This is a genomic window from Bacteroides muris (ex Afrizal et al. 2022) (assembly GCF_004793475.1).
Lineage (GTDB): Bacteria > Bacteroidota > Bacteroidia > Bacteroidales > Bacteroidaceae > Bacteroides > Bacteroides muris.
This window is the reverse complement of sequence record NZ_SRYZ01000042.1, coordinates 1-17,108: the sequence shown is the minus strand read 5'-3', so window position 1 is coordinate 17,108 and position 17,108 is coordinate 1. Positions and strand designations below refer to the sequence as shown.

Sequence of the window (17,108 nt, the reverse complement as noted above, 5' to 3'; positions counted from 1 at the left end):
TATTGGAGAGGATGATGGAAAGAAATAAGAAACATACGGCTTTGTGGAATGTAGCAAGACGCGAATGCCGCCGTCTTGTTTCTCGCCCGCTCTATCTGTTCTGTATGGTGATAGCACCGTTGTTCTGCTATATATTCTTCACCACGCTGATGGACTCCGGGCTTCCTACGGACATGCCCGTAGGTGTGGTAGACCAAGACATGAGTGCCACTTCACGCCAGCTGACACGTAACTTGGACGCTTTTGAGCAGACAGCCGTCGTCGCCCGCTACCCTACCATCAACGAAGCCCGTACCGCCATGCAACGCGGAGAGATTTACGGTTTCTTCTACATTCCCGAAGGTACCTCTGCCAAAGCACAAGCCGGACGACAGCCCAAACTCTCTTTCTACACAAACAATACCCTGCTCATCGCAGGTTCACTCCTCTTCAAAGACATGAAGATGATGAGCGAATTGGCATCCGGCGCCGCAGCACGTACCACCCTATATGCCAAAGGAGCTACCGAAGAGCAAGCGATGGCCTTCCTCCAGCCTATCGTCATAGATACGCATCCACTCAATAACCCGTGGCTGAACTACTCCGTATATCTATGCAATACCTTTGCACCGGGTGTATTGATGCTGCTTATCTTCATGGTAACCGTCTATTCCATCGGAGTCGAGATAAAAGACCGCACCGCCCGAGAATGGCTGCACATGGGCAACAATTCCATTTGGATTTCCCTTGCCGGCAAACTGCTACCACATACCGCCATCTTCTTCCTGATGGGGATATTATATAATGTATACCTATACGGTTTCCTCCATTTCCCCTGCAACAGCGGCATCCTACCGATGCTGCTTGCCACCCTTTGCCTAGTGTTGGCATCGCAAGGCATGGGAATATTGATGATAGGAACCTTGCCTACCCTGCGTCTGGGACTCAGTTTCGCTTCCCTATGGGGCGTACTCTCTTTCTCCATGTGCGGATTGTCATTCCCCGTCATGGGCATGCACCCCGTATTGCAGGCATTGGTCAATCTGTTCCCCCTGCGCCACTATTTCCTGATATATGTGGACCAGGCACTGAATGGATACCCCATGATTTACTCGTGGGTCAACTACGTAGCACTGCTTATTTTCATGATGCTTCCGTTCTTCATAGCTCATAGGCTGAAAGGAGCATTGGTTTACTATAAATATATGCCCTAATGAAAGACCTGACCTTCAGACAGAAAGTGATACAAGGCATTCATGACTTGTTCTATATATGGAAACGGGAATTCGGCACAACCTTCCGCGACCAAGGCGTGCTCATCTTCTTCGTGCTCGTTCCGTTGGCCTATCCGTTGATATATGCTTTCATCTATACCAACGAAACCATCCACGAAGTGCCCACTGTCGTGGTGGATGATTCACGCTCCTCGTTGAGCCGCGAATACCTGCGGAAAGTGGACTCCAGCCCCGAAGTGAGCCTCGTGAGCTACTGCGCCGATATGGAAGAAGCCAAACTGATGCTGAAGGAGCGCAAGGCATACGGCATTATATACATCCCCTCCAGCTTCAGCGACGACATTGTACGCGGTAAGCAAACGCAGGTCAGTATCTTCTGCGACATGAGCGGACTGCTGTATTACAAAGCCTTGCTGACTGCCAACACCAACGTGTCGCTCGCCATGAACGCAGACATCAAAGTGGAGCGAAGCGTCAATACCACCGACCGCCAAGACGAGATTACCGCCTACCCGATAGAGTATGAGGATGTCGCCCTCTATAACCCGACCAACGGATTTGCCGCTTTCCTGATTCCAGCTGTATTAGTATTGATTATCCAACAAACCCTTCTGCTCGGCATCGGCTTGTCTGCCGGAACGGCACGCGAGCAGAACCGTTTCAGAGACCTGGTGCCTATCAACCGCCATTATAACGGCACACTACGCATTGTGATGGGAAAAGGGCTGAGCTACTTCATGATATATTCACTGATATCGGTATATATACTGTGCGTGGTTCCATGGCTTTTCAGCCTCAACCAAATAGCGATACCGGGTGTCCTGGTTCTGTTCACCCTGCCCTACCTGGCCGCTTGTATTTTCTTTGCCATGACGGCATCCATTGCCATCCGCAACCGCGAAACGTGCATGCTGCTGTTCGTGTTCACCTCCGTGCCGTTGCTATTCCTTTCCGGCATTTCGTGGCCGGGAACTGCCATGCCTGCTTTCTGGAAGTACTTCTCGTACATCTTCCCTTCTACCTTTGGCATCAACGCCTATGTACGCATCAACAGCATGGGAGCCACACTCCATGAAGTCTCTTTCGAGTATCAGGCACTATGGATACAAACGGGGAGTTACTTCATTACCACTTGCCTGGTATATCGCTGGCAAATACTCCAAAGCAGGAAACACGTGATTGAAGAGTATAAGAAGCATAAGAATATAGAAGCGTAACACATTGTTCCAATATATCAGAACTATTTGTTCATCATATTGAAACTGTCAGTTCGCTATATTGAAACAGTCTGTTTTGTTAAAGGAAACAAGTATTCAGTCTACAGTATCGGGAAAGCAGCAAACAGACAAACGGCTGTAATGCCTAATTATGGCTGTATGTGTTTCTTCAACATGAGTAAAGTATCTCAGGTATGAAGACAAATATACAATGCTTTTAAGAAACAGCAAGATTTTCGGAGGTTCATTTATTAACGCAAGAATACAAAAAGAGACACGGATTACCCGGAATCTACGGAGAATAAAATTCATCCGTAACTTTCCGCGTAACCCGTGCGTACTTTAAGAATTTATCTGCTTCTTATTATTTCTTTTCAGCAGCCCATTCCTTAGCTCCCCGTTCCTTCAACTTAGCAGTAAATGCTTTCGCCTTTTCCATGGAAGCAGCTTCCTCTTCCAGACTTGCATAAGCATGCTTGTAGCCCTTCACCACATTCCATTCACCACGGGTGAAATCGGGGAATGCCACAGCCGCACAACCGTTGTCCATAGAAAGCTCGCCCAATTCTGCAAGGCAGCACCACTCAGCGAGGTCGTATACATCCATATCCAAAGGAAGACCGTTTTGCAAGCAATATATCATACGGCTGTCCATGATAAAGTCCATACCGCCATGACCACCTACTTCCTTGGCCATCTCACCATATTTCTTCAGAATAGGGTGCTGGTACTTTTCTATCAAAGCTCTCATTTCAGAATCAGGCAGGAAGCCATGCGAGCTCAAATCATCCACTTTAGGCTGTACACCCGAAGCACTAAGCTGCTTGGCATCCAAAGCATATCCTTCTACAGGATACTTGTTGGCAAATCCCTTAGTACCGGTAAGCTGATACAGACGATTGTAAGGTTGCGGAGTCATTACATTGTGCTGAATCTCAATCACCTTACCATTGGCTGTACGCAACAAAGTAGTAGTATGGTCTCCATTGCGGAAATTATTGCAAGCAGAGTCGGCACGTTCTTCTACCAACGCTTTACCTACTACAGACTTCGTATCCATCGCCACCAATGTAGTCACACGGTCGCCACGATGAATGTCGAGTGCTTGTGCCACAGGGCCAAGGCCGTGAGTAGCATACACATCACCGCGATGTCTCATGTTGAACTCCAGACGCCATCCCAATTTGTCGTTTTCACCGTTTTTCCAATAGTAATCCCAGAACGGCTCCAAGTTGTGGATGTAAGCACCCTGTGCACGGATAACCTCACCGAAAACGCCTTGTTGAGCCATGTTCAAAGTATTCATTTCAAACCAGTCATAGCAGCAATTCTCCAGAATCATACAGTGTTTGCGATTTGCTTCACTCAAGTTAATCAAATCCCAGCATTCCTGCAAGTTCATGGCAGAAGGAACCTCAATAGCCACATGCTTGCCATTCTCCAAAGCACATTTGGCAACGGAGAAATGATGCAGCCAGTCGGCGGCAACATAAACGAGGTCTATATCATCGCGCTTGCAGAGTTCCTCATAGCCGGTAGCACCGGAATAAACGGCAGCCTTGGGCAGAGATGCTTTTTCAAGATACTTCTGACATCTCTCCGCACGCTTTTCCTCATAGTCGCAAAGAGCCACAATATGAGTTCCGGGGATGTGAGTAAAACGCTCTACCGCACCGGGGCCACGCATACCCAAACCTACAAAACCTACACGCACTACTTCCATCTTGGGAACAGTAAGTCCCAACACACTCTTTTGTCCTGCAGGACGTTCGGGCGTCTGCACAACAATAGTTCCATTTTTCCATTCCCACTGCGTTCCTTTTTCCGAGGTGTTCACAGTAGTGGCAGTTTGCGTTGAGCATGCACTAAATGCAAAGCATAAGCTCAACACCAAGAATCCAATTTTCTTCATGATTTAGTTAATTTAAAATTAGAATTATTATAACGTTACTCATTCACTCCGCAAAGATACTCAAAGCATACAAATGAAGCAAATGAGTAACATAGTTTTAGAAATTGCATACACCTAATTGTTTATCTACCAAGAATCCGTCCAACATCTTCAAGTCAAACTTCACATTCCTGCGAGCCTTGAATCTGATGACAAACAAATCGCAATCCCCCTCAAGAGCCTCACGTTCTCCGATATTCACGAATGTGGGATATACAGACTTGACCCCATTAGTGTGAAGTCTGTCGTTCGTCAGATTCTCCATCGCCTTCATGCCCAACGGCTGTATACCAGCAAACTCATAATCGGCAGGATTATAGGGCAGAGCAAAGCTAAGGGCATTCACATGGCGCAGGTCGGTTCCTTTCACCAACACCTCGATAATCTCACCTTTGGCATAACTGCGTTTCGGGGTACTGATGCTGATGTTTCCTTCCACCTTTTCACCTCTGACACCGTCAGCACCGCCTTCAAGTTGTGTGGTCACGACTGAAATGTCATAAGCATCTATCAATCCGTTACGATTCAAGTCACCATTGCTGATGTATCCTTCAAAATCGGCATCGCCCCGACGCAGACCGGTATAGTTGGTATAAGAAGTCAAGTCGTTTTCATCCACCAACTTATCGTTGTTGATGTCGCCCGGCAGATAACTTTCTGTTCCAGGCACTTTGAATACGTATATTTCTCGACCCGAACCATAGTTACCCACAGCTTCCGTAACGTTCATCTTTATGTAACGGGCTGTCGGCACTTGGGAAAACGTGAATATCTTCACTTCATTATCACGCTTCCAGTCGAATGCTCCCGCTTCAGTCCAGTTCTCCTTATCCATGCTGTAGTAAACCGTACCTTTCAAGATAGTTCCGTTTCCGGCATTCTCACGAGGGAGATAATGGAATTTATCAACTTGGTTGATAGATTTCAAATCCATAATCAAGTCGAACGGAATGGCCTTTTCATTGTACTTGGTATGCCACAACTCTCCTTCCTCAAAGTCGAATAAACGGCGGAGTGAACGACCTTGATTGGCGGCAGTTGTCTCACCCACAATTCCATGTATGGCAAATTCCAGCGGGTCTCTTTTCGTAGTGGCACTGAAGGCCGACCAGTCAGATTGCCCGTCTTTGTTCACCGCACGTATCTTGAAGTTGTAGATGGTTTCCACGTTCAATCCTTCAAACAGCAATTCCGTATCTTTAATGGTACTATAATTCATACCTTCAAACTCTATCTCGTAATAATCAGCATTATCCACCTTTTCCCAAGTCGGTTTCAAAGCATAGGCTTCCGTATTATCTTCGGTGACCTGCGCTTTCGGAGCGACCAGCGGACCTGAAGTTACCTTATACCTATCAGCCAGAGCAAATACAAAACCGCTTATCTTCAAGGTTGTCCGGTTTGCTGTAATGTCAGTAGTCGCCAACTTGACAAGCACTTGGGGATTCTTCGTGATTACCTCTTTCTCGAAGTCGCTTCCTTTAGTGGCAAACTTGTTTAAGTTGGGTTTGGCATCATAAAAATAGACATTCTCTTTCTGAAGGTACTCATCCATGCTGTTTGCTTCCACAAGTTTAACCTTGTTCTTTCCGACAGTTGCCAGAATCTTTTTGGGTTTCTCGGTTACATTGATTCTGAATTCGGTTGACTTCTCTTTTACAAAACCATTGAAGTCGCCCTGAGCCGGATGAACGATTACCGTTACATCGCCCTTTTCACCGGCAACAGATTCAATCAGAGTGTTTACACCCTTGCCCGAACGGTACTCTTCAGTCATACCGTCATCATCATATTCGGTAAATGTGCTCTTTCCGTAAGGATAGAGTTCGTATATACGCAGATTTTTGTCTGTTTCATTGACGTTATTATTGGGGGACGTCATAGGAATAATGGCTCCGTTCTTCACGAATACAGGTAATTTCCAAAGCGGTGCAACATAATTATTGATAATGCATCCGCCTTGATAGATTTCACCGGAAAAATAATCTACCCATTCACCATCAGGCAGATAGATGCCATTACGGATGTCATTGCCTTGTTCATCGGCTTTCGTGGCTTGATAAATGGGAGCCACCAAGAAGTACGGTCCATAAAGGAACTGATATTGCGTAGCTTTGCCCAACGTATAGACATTGGGATATTCAAGGAACATAGCACGCATCATAGGCAGTCCGTCCACAGATTCTTTGGCGATACTATAGGCGTATGGCATGATTTCCGACTTCAACTTCAGATACCAGCGGTTGATGGAAGTGGCAGGTTCGCCAAGAGCATGGGGATATTTCTCATTGGCACCCCATCCATCCATATTCAATTGCATAGGGGTAAAGGCCTTCCATTGGAAATCACGTGTATTCACAACGGGGTTCTTTCCTCCGAAAATACCGTCCATATCCGAACAGATATTTGGATTGCCTGACAGTCCTGAACCGATGTAAGTAGGAATATGGAAACGGATGTATTCCCATGTACCTCCGGTTTGGTCGCCCGACCAGATGCCGGCATAACGCTGTGTACCCGCCCAACCGTCTAAAGAGATAATGAAAGGACGGGCTTCATTACCATAATAAGTCATAATCCGGGCTACATCCGTAATACCGTTCAATCCGAAAGAGTATCCGGCACCTACCCAGGCAACATCGGTTTTCAACACACGCACTCCCGCATCTCTTACCTCTTTGACGATATCACGTTGCAGCAGCGCGCTGATACCCTCTTTGGGATGAAGGTCGGACTGCGTCCACAGACCTATTTCCACTCCGTTCCGATGAGCATAGTCCGTCAGACTCCTCAGATTTTGAATATTGCCGTCCAATGTTTCCGCCTGGCCGTAGCCGGCTCCATAACCGTCGTTGGGCAACAACCAGCCTAAGGGCATGTCGTGATTCTTATAACGATCTATCACGGCACGCGCAGAAAACTGATAATTATTTCTTTCTCCGTTCAGCGATTCTTTGATGCCGCCATTATCTTTCTGGCTCTCCTTATAACGTTTGCCGTCCTCAAACAGGATTCCTTTTTCGTCTTCTTTCCAGTAGTCACGGTTATAGGCATTCAAGTGCCCTTGATAGAAACCGAACTTCGGTATCAGTACCGGATTACCCGTCAGTTGATAGAAATCATTCAGCAAAGGCACGGCACCATCGTTCACCATCACGAAAATATCCAGATAATCCGTTTGATGAAACAGCTTCACAATGCCTTTCTCTTCCCGTCCGAAGTCATAGGCACCTCTTTTGAAAGTATGCCACATGAGACCATAACCGTTTGTTGACCAGTAGTAGGGATTAGGAGAAGCTACTCCACCATCCGTCCAGCTATTCTGATTTTCGATAGAAATGGTTTTGCCTTTGTGTGAGAAGCGTCCGTTCTGCACACCTCCGCCGTAGAAATATTCCAACGGATGTTCTTTCAGCTTCAAGGTAACTCTTTCTTTATCAAAAACGGCAGGTTCGGCCTCTTCCAGCACAACAGCTCCCGTTTGCAAGTTGACGACTTTCATCAATGCTGTCTTCTTATCCATTTCCACTTTCACCTTGCCGGTAGTGATGAAAACAGAACCTGCATCGTCCTGAACTTTCAGTTGCGATACTTCCTTACGGGGTTGGCTTACAAGAATTTTTGCTTCCGGCTTTGCTTCCGGATCGCGAAGTATGCCACCGTTATTGTCTTGAAACATACGAAAGATATTGTCTCCATAGAAATCAAGCGTCATGCGCTGATGATTGGAATACAGAACTTCAACAGTTGTCTGATTAATTTTCGTAACACTGATGACAGAGAAAACTTGCCGCACCATTGCAACACCCTCCTTTTCTCCACACACAGCTTGTGTTACCAGATAGGGAGCCGGGAAAAGCATTGCAAAAGCAAATGACATTGTTTTCCATTTCCCCAGATTATTTAACAGGTCGTTCATTCTTTTTTATTTAAAGGTTAGATATATAATACTGATATGATTCGCTATCAGATTTCGTTTTTCATCACTCGGGTACAAAGGTAATAAAACGCAGATTACTTTAGCATCATTTTAAGCAATAGACTTACTTAAATTTTCTTCCAGATTCATTTAAACTGGTTCATAAAACCAAACAGTCCTTTTTATCGGATCAACGTACACGATAATCGGATATATTATCATCTTTCATATTATAAATATCATCATGTGCAGGCTTAGGATAATTCTTCAAGGCAATTTCTTCCTTTACTTGTTCTATCTGTTGCCGGGTAATGGTGAATTGAGTAGTACCATAATCCGTCACAGACCTGTCTATCGGCGTCAAAAATCCCCATGCCTCAAAGAATTCCGTCAAATCGAGTTGCGCCGATTCGCAGGCCAATTTCACGAAATTCAATTGATGGAGACCGTCCGTCTCTTCTGTGGTATCCAAATCCGGCTGTTGCCTCAACCGTTCATAGACGTATTTATAGAAATCCTTTTTCCCCATTACATCCATTACATAGAGTTTCAGTTGCCAGAAGGGAACCAATTTCACCCACACGTCATCTATTTCATTATGCGCCTTTCCCGTCTTCAGCAAGGTGCCGAACGCTTTCTCATAGCAGCCGTCCGTCAACAGGCGGGAAGTATTCCCCCAAGTAGTCTGAATGTACAGAGAATGAATATTGTTGGTCACTTCCGTCATCCCTATCCATCTCAGTCCGGGACGGGTCTGGTGCACATGTCCCAGTTCATGGGCAGGCCCCCAGCAAGCCGTAGTAGAGAATTTCTTCAAATCCAGTATATCCGACTGGGTACTTACATGATAGCCCATGTAGTAGTCAGTGGCATACATATAGCTTGCATCATCGTATATGGCAAGGAAGTAGGCATGGTTCTTATAGCCTTGATTATTTTCGGGCAGTCCCATAAACTCCTGCTCCAGACACACCAGTTCGTCATATTTGTCAATCAATGCCAGTCCGTCGGGCGTATATTTCCGGAAAGCTTCGGTTTCAAAAGTCAGCGACGCATATCGACCTATCACGTCGAAATGTTTATAAACAGCCTTGTCCAGCAACCTCTGCCAGTCAGCCTTTGTGTGTTTGCCGCTGTCGAAATAACCGTTGACGGTGCCCGACGCAATATTTATCTTGACGGGCTGTTCACTCCCCGTCGGAGTATAATACATGATATATATAAGTCCCGAAACTGTAGCTTTCTTCTTGTTGATACCTTCGGATAGAGGCATTGACATCCCCGTGATGGTATTCTTCGTGTCTTGAATAAACAGCGAGACATTCTGTCCGTGCGTATCGCCTACCAAGACTACCAGTTCCTCGCCCTCATTGACGTAAATTCCCGTAGGGTTGTCCCTCAGTCCATACATATTGGTCTTGTTGCGCTTGGCCGGGATATCCGGATGTTGCCAGGATTTATAGCTTTGCACCCTGAATTCTTTCTCATATTCACCCTTAAGAATTTCCATCGCCAGCTCTTTGAAGAACTGATTTTCCACCGCATTAATAGTGGTTTCGTCCACGCCCTTCTTCAGTTCAGAGCAAGTGGCGTCCGTAAACAGTTCCGCATAGTCAAAGTTATCCGGATTCTTCCGATAGAACTCCATTTCAGAGCAGCTGGCATATCCTCCTTTACCCGATTTTACAACGAACTTTATCTGTGTAGGGTTCACCAATGCCGGAGAGAAACTGATGGTGGACGCTACGGAACTTCCTTGGAAATCGTACGTTCCGTAAAACTTCGGCTCCGGTTCTTCGGCAGTGGCTACATAGAGTTCCAACTCCCGGAAGTTTCCATTCACTCCACCGTCCGTGCGTGGATGATAAACCAGATAGTCCATCCTTTCCACCTTCTCGAAATGATAGGCAAGCGTAACGGGCATATATTCATCGGCCACCCAAGGTGAATGAAAGATTGTATTCAGGCTTCCATCCAATGTCTTCTCAATCTCCTCACCGGGCTGGTGCGAAGAAGCCTTGGCACTTGTCGCCTCAATCTTCAGGTCATCACCCACCTGTCCGATAGACGAGCCTTTACCATCCTGGGTAATTGTGACGGTAGCCTTTATGTCTCCTCCTACCAGTGTGACAGTTCCTGTACGGGATTGATAGGCATGGTTAGACACCACTGCAATAGTCAGCACCTCATTGGCATAACTTGCCTGACACCAGTCGGCTCCTGAGGTCACCTCACACTTTATGTCATCCATATTTGTATTCACTTTGCATGTTTGGCTCGCTGCCAAACGTGCAAACTGAACAGTTTGATTGCTGATTTCAATGAAAGGCGTGGTTACCGGCAATTCCTCTTCTCCTTTACAAGATATGAAAAGGGTGAAAAGGAGGAATAGAATGGGAAAAAGACAAAGGTTTCTCATAAAATAATAGAGTATAAGGTTAGAATAAAGTTTCCGTTTTTTATAATTTTAAACAAGAGGATGCCGGAAGCGACCTTCGCGGCATCCTCCACAAATGATTCAGTAAATAAGGTTAGTCAAAATTGTGACTTTAGATTTTTTCATAGGCCTTGAAATAAGAAATCTGGGCAGCATTATTGCTCATGTTGGTTTCTGTTATTTCAAGTTTTATATAGCGCGCCGTTACCGGTGCTGTCAGTATCACTTCTTCAAAAGCCGGAATCAGAGGATGGGTAGCAGAAGTTACAACGGTTCCATCGGGTGCAGTCCACGGCAATGCAAATGTGAACCCTCCTACAGCAGTGAAGTTTTCATTATCAGTGCTGGCATAGATATTCAATGCCTTCACCGTACCGTAGTTATTACCATTTACGGAATAGTATCTTCTACCGATATCAAACTTGGCTACTTCCAGCTCCTCTTTCATATCAACAACGATTACATAAGGAAGAGGCACCGCTGTTGAGTATTGGCTATGCCAGAACTCCCCACGATTCTCGGTAAATAGGCTGGGATAGCCACCACCGTCATTTGCTTCTACACCGTTTCCGGTAGCTGTCCAGCGCGTCCAGTCATATTGCAGATACTCTTGTCCATCGAATTTCTGTAACACGGTAAAAGTGGTTTCACGATATCCGCATTTCACGTACACGGTAGCAGTTCTGAAAGCCTCTGCCGTATTGGCCGCCGTAGCAGTTACAGTTATATTCTTGCCATTAGCCGCCACCTGACACCAGTCGGCCCCATCTTCCACTTGCACGAAAATAGAAGAGGAAATATCCGTATCAGCTACTACAGTAGCAGTTGAACCGGCGGCAGCATCCACTACCGCACGTTCCACAACAATATATCCTACATACGGTTGCTCAGTCTCGGCACATCCATACATGATGACCGACAAAAGAAACAACATTAAATATGATAACTTTTTCATTTGTATGTCTATTTTAAATTAGTAAATCTGTTTATCATTAAGGATTCTGTTCCAACTTATAAGGATAAGCATCGTACTGAAGCTGCGGGATGAACTCGCAGACAGCCGGAGAATTGTACGGAATCTCATAGAAAGGCTCTGCCAGTTTCATGGTATGACCGCCCGGGTATCTTCTATCCAAAGTCTGACGTTTGCGGAACACATCGAAACGGCGATGGCCTTCCCAAGCCAGTTCCAGCATACGTTCTTCTTCCACAATCTTGCGGATATCCTTGGGGCTACCGTTTTCAGCAATCTTCATATTCTCCTCGGTCCATTCCGGAATACCGGCTCTTCTGCGGAGTTCGTTGACATCATCCAATGTAGCCTTTACCGTACCGCCCTTTTCAATGTTGGCTTCCGCACGAATCAAGTACATTTCCGACAGACGGGAGATGACCGGCGACCACAATTGCTTACTCTGTTCCTGATAAGAAAGTTTATTGATGGCATATACTAAGAATTGGGCATCCTTGCCACGCTTAGTGTCAGCATCAAACACTCTCGGTTCGATACGGCCGATAACCTTGTTGCCGCTTGCATCCAAGATGAAGTAGCGTTCACCCAAGTTATAATCCTCTTTCTGCAAATACGGACCAGACTGGAAATCAACACTATTATCTACTACATACACCGTTTTGTCGGCATTGTATTCCGGTTCACCTTCTTTTGCAGCTCTCACCACAGCATATCTGCCGTCAGCCTGCTTTCTGATACGCTTCTGCTCATATTTATAAGTCTTGGAATTGTCAGGTTTTCTGCCATAGACAAACGTCCAGTCTTCATACATCTTGTCAAGATAGGGAACCGGAGTATAATCATCGGCTCCATCTTCCACAAATCTCTTCACAATATATTGGCTACGCAAGTCAAGGGGCATATCGTTGTCATCCAAATGAAGTTCTATCAACTCCAGATATCTGGAAGAGGGAGACATTTCTTCCCAGCCTGTACCATCTATACATATAAACATTCCTCCCATACGACCGGCGCTATTGTCATCCTTATCAAGCGTGCGGCGTACAGCGAAGATAGTCTCTCTGTTATCTTCAGGAATAAACTGCGGATAAGTGGCATAACGTTCTCCACGTTCCAGTTCGTACTTGCCTGAGGTGATGACATTGTTTGCCATCTGCCAGGCACCGTCCCAATTATCCATGTAGAGATAAACCCTTGCCAACAGTGCTTCGGCAGCCTCCTTGGTAGCGTAGATGTTCGACTTGGAACTCATACCTGCCGGCAAAGTCATGTAAGTGATGGCATCCTTCAAGTCATTCACCACCTGCTCGTAAACTTCGGCCACTGTGGAACGGGATTTCGGCATATCCTCGTCCGTAATACCGGTATTCAACTTCAGAGGCAAACCCGGATTCTGCGTAGGATTGTTGGAATAGGGCTGTGCAAACTCGTTGACCAACAAGAAATAGCTCAAAGCACGCAGGTAGTAGTTCTCGCCCATCATTATCGTTTCCTCAGCAGAACTTTTTTCACCCAAGCCTTTGACTCTCTCAATCACTTCGTTGCAGTTACCAATCACACGGTAACCCAACTCCCAAGTATATTCCGTCACACTGCTACGTATGTTCCGACTATAGTCATACAGCGTCCATGTCTCCCCCGTTGAGGTTCCGTTCCATGTAATGTCATCACCGCCAAACGCCCAGAAGTAGTAGCCATTATCTATCAATCCACCGTCGTTCTTGAGCAAACGGTAAGTACCTTGCGACAATTCGGTGATATTCTTGTTGTCCAAATCTTCGGCCATCACTCCGTCATACATATTCACATCCAGACTGCATCCGGACATTCCTGCCAATAGCCCCAAGGCTCCTAATGCATATTTTATTTTCATACGATTATACTTCTTGATATTCAATTAAAAATTAACATTCAGACCTACGGTAAAACGTCTTACGGTAGGATAACCCAGACTGCCGGCCGATCCGTTGTAACTGGAAGAGAACAGGATTTCCGGATCTTGTCCCGAATATTTGGTGATGGTGAACAGGTTTTCACCTCCCACACTGATGTTGGCAGAAGTCAGCCCCAGCGGTTTCAGCCATCCTTTCGGCAAACTATAGGCCAGTGTCAGGGATTTCAGTTTAAAGAAGTCACCGTTCTCCAGATAACGTGTGGATGCTTGGTCGGCACCATTGTTTCCGCCGGCTATCAGTTGCGGATGTGTGGCCTTGTCGCCAGGTTTCTCCCAACGGTTCCATCCGTCGGCCAGCTTCATAGGCGGTTGAGAAGGACGACCGGCATCACGGTCGAGTGCACCCGCACGCATGCCGTTGTAAATCTTGGCTCCCGCACTAAATACGAAATTGGCATTCAAGGAGAGGCCTTTCCACGACAAAGAAGTTCCGATGGCACCGTTGAACTTCGGAGTAGGAGAAGCATTCAGCAGTACAGAGTTTGCCTTGCTGTAAGTGCCCGTCACCGTCTTCTCGCCGGTCTCTTCGTTGGTCACAAACCATAAAGGGCGTCCGGTCATGGCATCTACACCTGCCCATTCCGGCAGATACCAGTTCATGTAAGGATAGCCCACCGCTACAGCCTGCGATGTATATTCATTGCCATCGGGCAGTTGGGTAATCTTGTTTTTGTTGTAACCCAAGTTGAAGGACATATCCCAGTACCAGTCTTTGGTCTTGATAATCTCGGGAGACACAGTGATTTCAAAACCCTTATTTTCCAGTTTACCGTTGTTGGCCGTCTGACGGTTGTAGCCTGTCACTGCGGGCAAGTGCTTCAAGTAAATCAGGTTCTTCACCTTCTTGGAGTAGGCATCGAACACGATGTTCACGCGATCGAACAAGCGGATGTCAAGACCGAAGTCCAAAGAAGCAGTCTCCTCCCAAGAAAGGTCCGGGTTTCCTGCATAGTTAGAGTACAAAGCTACGTTGCTGCCATATTCGGATGTAGTGCTCAACTTCGTCACCCATTCGTATGCACCGCCCGGCTGGTTACCGGTAATACCATACGAGATACGGGGTTTCAATTGGTTGATGAAGCCCAGTTTCTGGATAAATTCCTCCTCGTGCATGTTCCAACCGCCACCGATGGACCAGAAAGGAGCCCAACGCTTGTTGGCACCGAAACGTGAAGAACCGTCCACACGGAACATCACTTGGAAAAGATACTTGTTGTCATAAGAGTAGTTTCCATTGAATAGGTATGCGGCATCCCTTTCCTCGGTCTTTGTGCCCGATACTTTAGGATTGGAAGCACCGCCGCTCAGAATCTCATTACCCTGATACATTTTGGAAGCCTGACCCGTATTGTCATAATAGCGTCTTTCATTGTATTCATAGAACATGTAGGCATTGATTTCGTGCTTGTCGGCAAAAGTCTTCAGAAGACGCAGCATCTGATTGGCGAAAATTACTCTTGTGTTGACTGTAGAGTTGTAGATTGTACCTTTCAAAGTTTCTTGTCCGATTGCTTTCGGGTCGGTATAAGATTCACCGAAGCTATTGCTGAAACCGATTTTGTTGTTCGATTCGAAAGTAAGGAAGTCAAACAGTTTGTAGTCAAAGCCGAAACCGATATCCATCGCGTTCTTTCTGCTCTTCGACCAGTTCAGCTGATTGTTATAGATGTTGTTATAGTTACCGTCCGAATACCAATAATCGCGCGGGTCGGCGATAGGAGCATCTTCTTTTGTAGGACGTCCCTCTTTTCCGGTCTTCAAGTTACCTTGAGAGTCGTAAGGAGTATCCCACGGTGTATAGCTGGTATAGTTCAACGGCATCTGTTGGTCGAAAATCTCACGATAGCTGACAGCCAGCTTGGCTTTCAAGGTCAAACGGTTGTTAACCACATAATCGGTATTGGAGCGCAGCGTGAAGCGGTCGTAATCATATCCCTTGATGGCACCATCTTCGGTATAGTAGTCACCGGAGATATAGGACTTGATTTTGTCGTTACCGTATTTATACGCCACATTATAATTTTGAGTGAGGGCGTTTTGCGTCGCATAGTCCCACCAATCGAAATTCCGGTCTTTCAGATAGGGCTGGAGCGAGTGCTGGTCGGCCAACGTACCCGCATTGGTATAGGCGGTAACCAGATAATCATAATATTCGGCTCCGTTCATCATTTCCAAGTGGCCTTTCTGCAACTGAGAGATACTGAACTTGGCGGAAGCGCTGATTTGCGAAGTACCAGTAGTGGCACGTTTGGTAGTGACCTGCACAACACCATTGGCACCACGAGAACCGTAAAGGGCTGTGGCCGAACCGTCTTTCAAGATAGAGATGCTCTCGATGTCGTTCGGGTTGAGGTCGGCAAGCGCATCGCCCACTACACCGTCAATTACCCACAGAGGTTCCTGCTTACCACGGATAGACCCGATACCACGCACACGGATACTTACTCCCGCACCCGGCTGACCGGAAGTAGGCGTAACCACCACACCAGCCACTTTACCTTGAAGCATGTTGGCTACACTGGGAGTAGTCACATCCTTCAATTTGTCGGACTTCACCGAAGCGATGGCACCCGTGATAGAGCTTTTACGTTGCATACCGTAACCTACTACCACAACCTCGTCCAATGCCTGAGAGTCGGGAGCCAGCTTTATGACCACCTTTTCCGTTCCCTTTACCACATATTCATACAGTGCATAACCGATGAACGACACCACCAGCGTGGAGCCTTGAGGAACACTTAGCGTAAAGTTACCGTCCAGGTCGGTCACCGTACCCACTGTGGAATTACCTTTCAAAGTAACGTTCGCTCCCGGAACAGTTTCTCCCAGATCGTCGAACACCTGTCCGGTCACCTTGATTTCCTGGTTCACGGCTTGCGGCCGGGGCTCGGAAGCCTTTCTAGCCACTGTTATCTGACGGTCGTTGATTTTAAAATCCAGACCGGTGGCAGAAGAGAGTTCTTTCAATATCTCTTCCGTTTTCTTTCCACTGATGTTCATGGAAATCTTCTTCTCCAGTTCGGACTTCACATCCTTGGAATACAGAAAGACAAAGTTGCTGTTCTGTTCGATGAAACCGAACACTTCTTTCACTGTTCGAGCAGCAGTCGCCCGCTGTTCGTTCTCTGTGCCGCGATTATCTGCGGCATAAAGGGGAGAACAATAGCCCTCCGCTACTAAAAAAACACTAACTAATAGATAAATAGATATAAAACATCTCTTTATCCGACCATAAGTTGTCTTCTTTTTCATACTTTCGTATTGATTTTGATTACTAAAAATAACTTTGATTAAAATCACTTTCGGCCGGCTGGTATTGGGAGTACTGTCCGGCCGCTTTTGTACCCAAAAAACGGTTCTACTTTCTTTTTTTATTCATTCCAAACAACATTAGTGTCCCATAAAAAATAGGGACTAGTTAAACATTAAATAAATTTGGCCCA

General features: G+C 46.3%; 8 protein-coding genes. 2 read left to right on the top strand and 6 right to left on the bottom strand.

The features are described 5' to 3' along the window. Window positions 1–11: 11 nt before the first annotated feature. Window positions 12–1,193 (top strand): ABC transporter permease, encoded by a 1,182-nt coding sequence (locus E5355_RS14805; RefSeq protein WP_136010956.1) that lies wholly within the window; start codon window positions 12–14, stop codon window positions 1,191–1,193. Beyond that, window positions 1,193–2,431 (top strand): ABC transporter permease, encoded by a 1,239-nt coding sequence (locus E5355_RS14800; RefSeq protein WP_136010955.1) that lies wholly within the window; start codon window positions 1,193–1,195, stop codon window positions 2,429–2,431. The genes E5355_RS14805 and E5355_RS14800 overlap by 1 nt, the downstream gene beginning before the upstream one ends. A gap of 364 nt (window positions 2,432–2,795) precedes the next feature. On the opposite strand, the gene E5355_RS14795 is transcribed toward E5355_RS14800, so the two are convergent. The 6 genes from E5355_RS14795 to E5355_RS14770 all read right to left on the bottom strand — a co-directional run bounded on the left by E5355_RS14795 (window position 2,796) and on the right by E5355_RS14770 (window position 16,917). Further along, window positions 2,796–4,343 carry a Gfo/Idh/MocA family protein gene (locus E5355_RS14795; RefSeq protein WP_136010954.1) on the bottom strand — a complete coding sequence of 516 codons (1,548 nt, stop codon included), beginning with the start codon at window positions 4,341–4,343 and terminating at the stop codon, window positions 2,796–2,798. 97 nt (window positions 4,344–4,440) lie between these two features. Next, window positions 4,441–8,301, bottom strand: a complete 3,861-nt coding sequence (locus tag E5355_RS14790; protein ID WP_136010953.1) for a TIM-barrel domain-containing protein — start codon at window positions 8,299–8,301, stop codon at window positions 4,441–4,443. A gap of 190 nt (window positions 8,302–8,491) precedes the next feature. After that, entirely contained in the window at window positions 8,492–10,552 is a 2,061-nt protein-coding gene (locus E5355_RS14785) for a M60 family metallopeptidase (RefSeq protein ID WP_168354348.1), read from the bottom strand. Window positions 10,553–10,850: 298 nt separating this feature from the next. Further along, window positions 10,851–11,693, bottom strand: a complete 843-nt coding sequence (locus E5355_RS14780) for a discoidin domain-containing protein (protein WP_136010951.1) — start codon at window positions 11,691–11,693, stop codon at window positions 10,851–10,853. Window positions 11,694–11,730: 37 nt separating this feature from the next. Beyond that, entirely contained in the window at window positions 11,731–13,584 is a 1,854-nt protein-coding gene (locus E5355_RS14775) for a RagB/SusD family nutrient uptake outer membrane protein (RefSeq protein ID WP_136010950.1), read from the bottom strand. Window positions 13,585–13,608: 24 nt separating this feature from the next. Next, entirely contained in the window at window positions 13,609–16,917 is a 3,309-nt protein-coding gene (locus E5355_RS14770) for a TonB-dependent receptor (RefSeq protein ID WP_136010949.1), read from the bottom strand. Window positions 16,918–17,108: the final 191 nt, after the last annotated feature.

Coding starts and splice junctions, on each gene's coding strand:
- E5355_RS14805 (WP_136010956.1), top strand. CDS start 12: ATGATGGAAAGAAATAAGAAACATACGGCTTTGTGGAATGTAGCAAGA.
- E5355_RS14800 (WP_136010955.1), top strand. CDS start 1,193: ATGAAAGACCTGACCTTCAGACAGAAAGTGATACAAGGCATTCATGAC.
- E5355_RS14795 (WP_136010954.1), bottom strand. CDS start 4,343: ATGAAGAAAATTGGATTCTTGGTGTTGAGCTTATGCTTTGCATTTAGT.
- E5355_RS14790 (WP_136010953.1), bottom strand. CDS start 8,301: ATGAACGACCTGTTAAATAATCTGGGGAAATGGAAAACAATGTCATTT.
- E5355_RS14785 (WP_168354348.1), bottom strand. CDS start 10,552: ATGGATGACATAAAGTGTGAGGTGACCTCAGGAGCCGACTGGTGTCAG.
- E5355_RS14780 (WP_136010951.1), bottom strand. CDS start 11,693: ATGAAAAAGTTATCATATTTAATGTTGTTTCTTTTGTCGGTCATCATG.
- E5355_RS14775 (WP_136010950.1), bottom strand. CDS start 13,584: ATGAAAATAAAATATGCATTAGGAGCCTTGGGGCTATTGGCAGGAATG.
- E5355_RS14770 (WP_136010949.1), bottom strand. CDS start 16,917: ATGAAAAAGAAGACAACTTATGGTCGGATAAAGAGATGTTTTATATCT.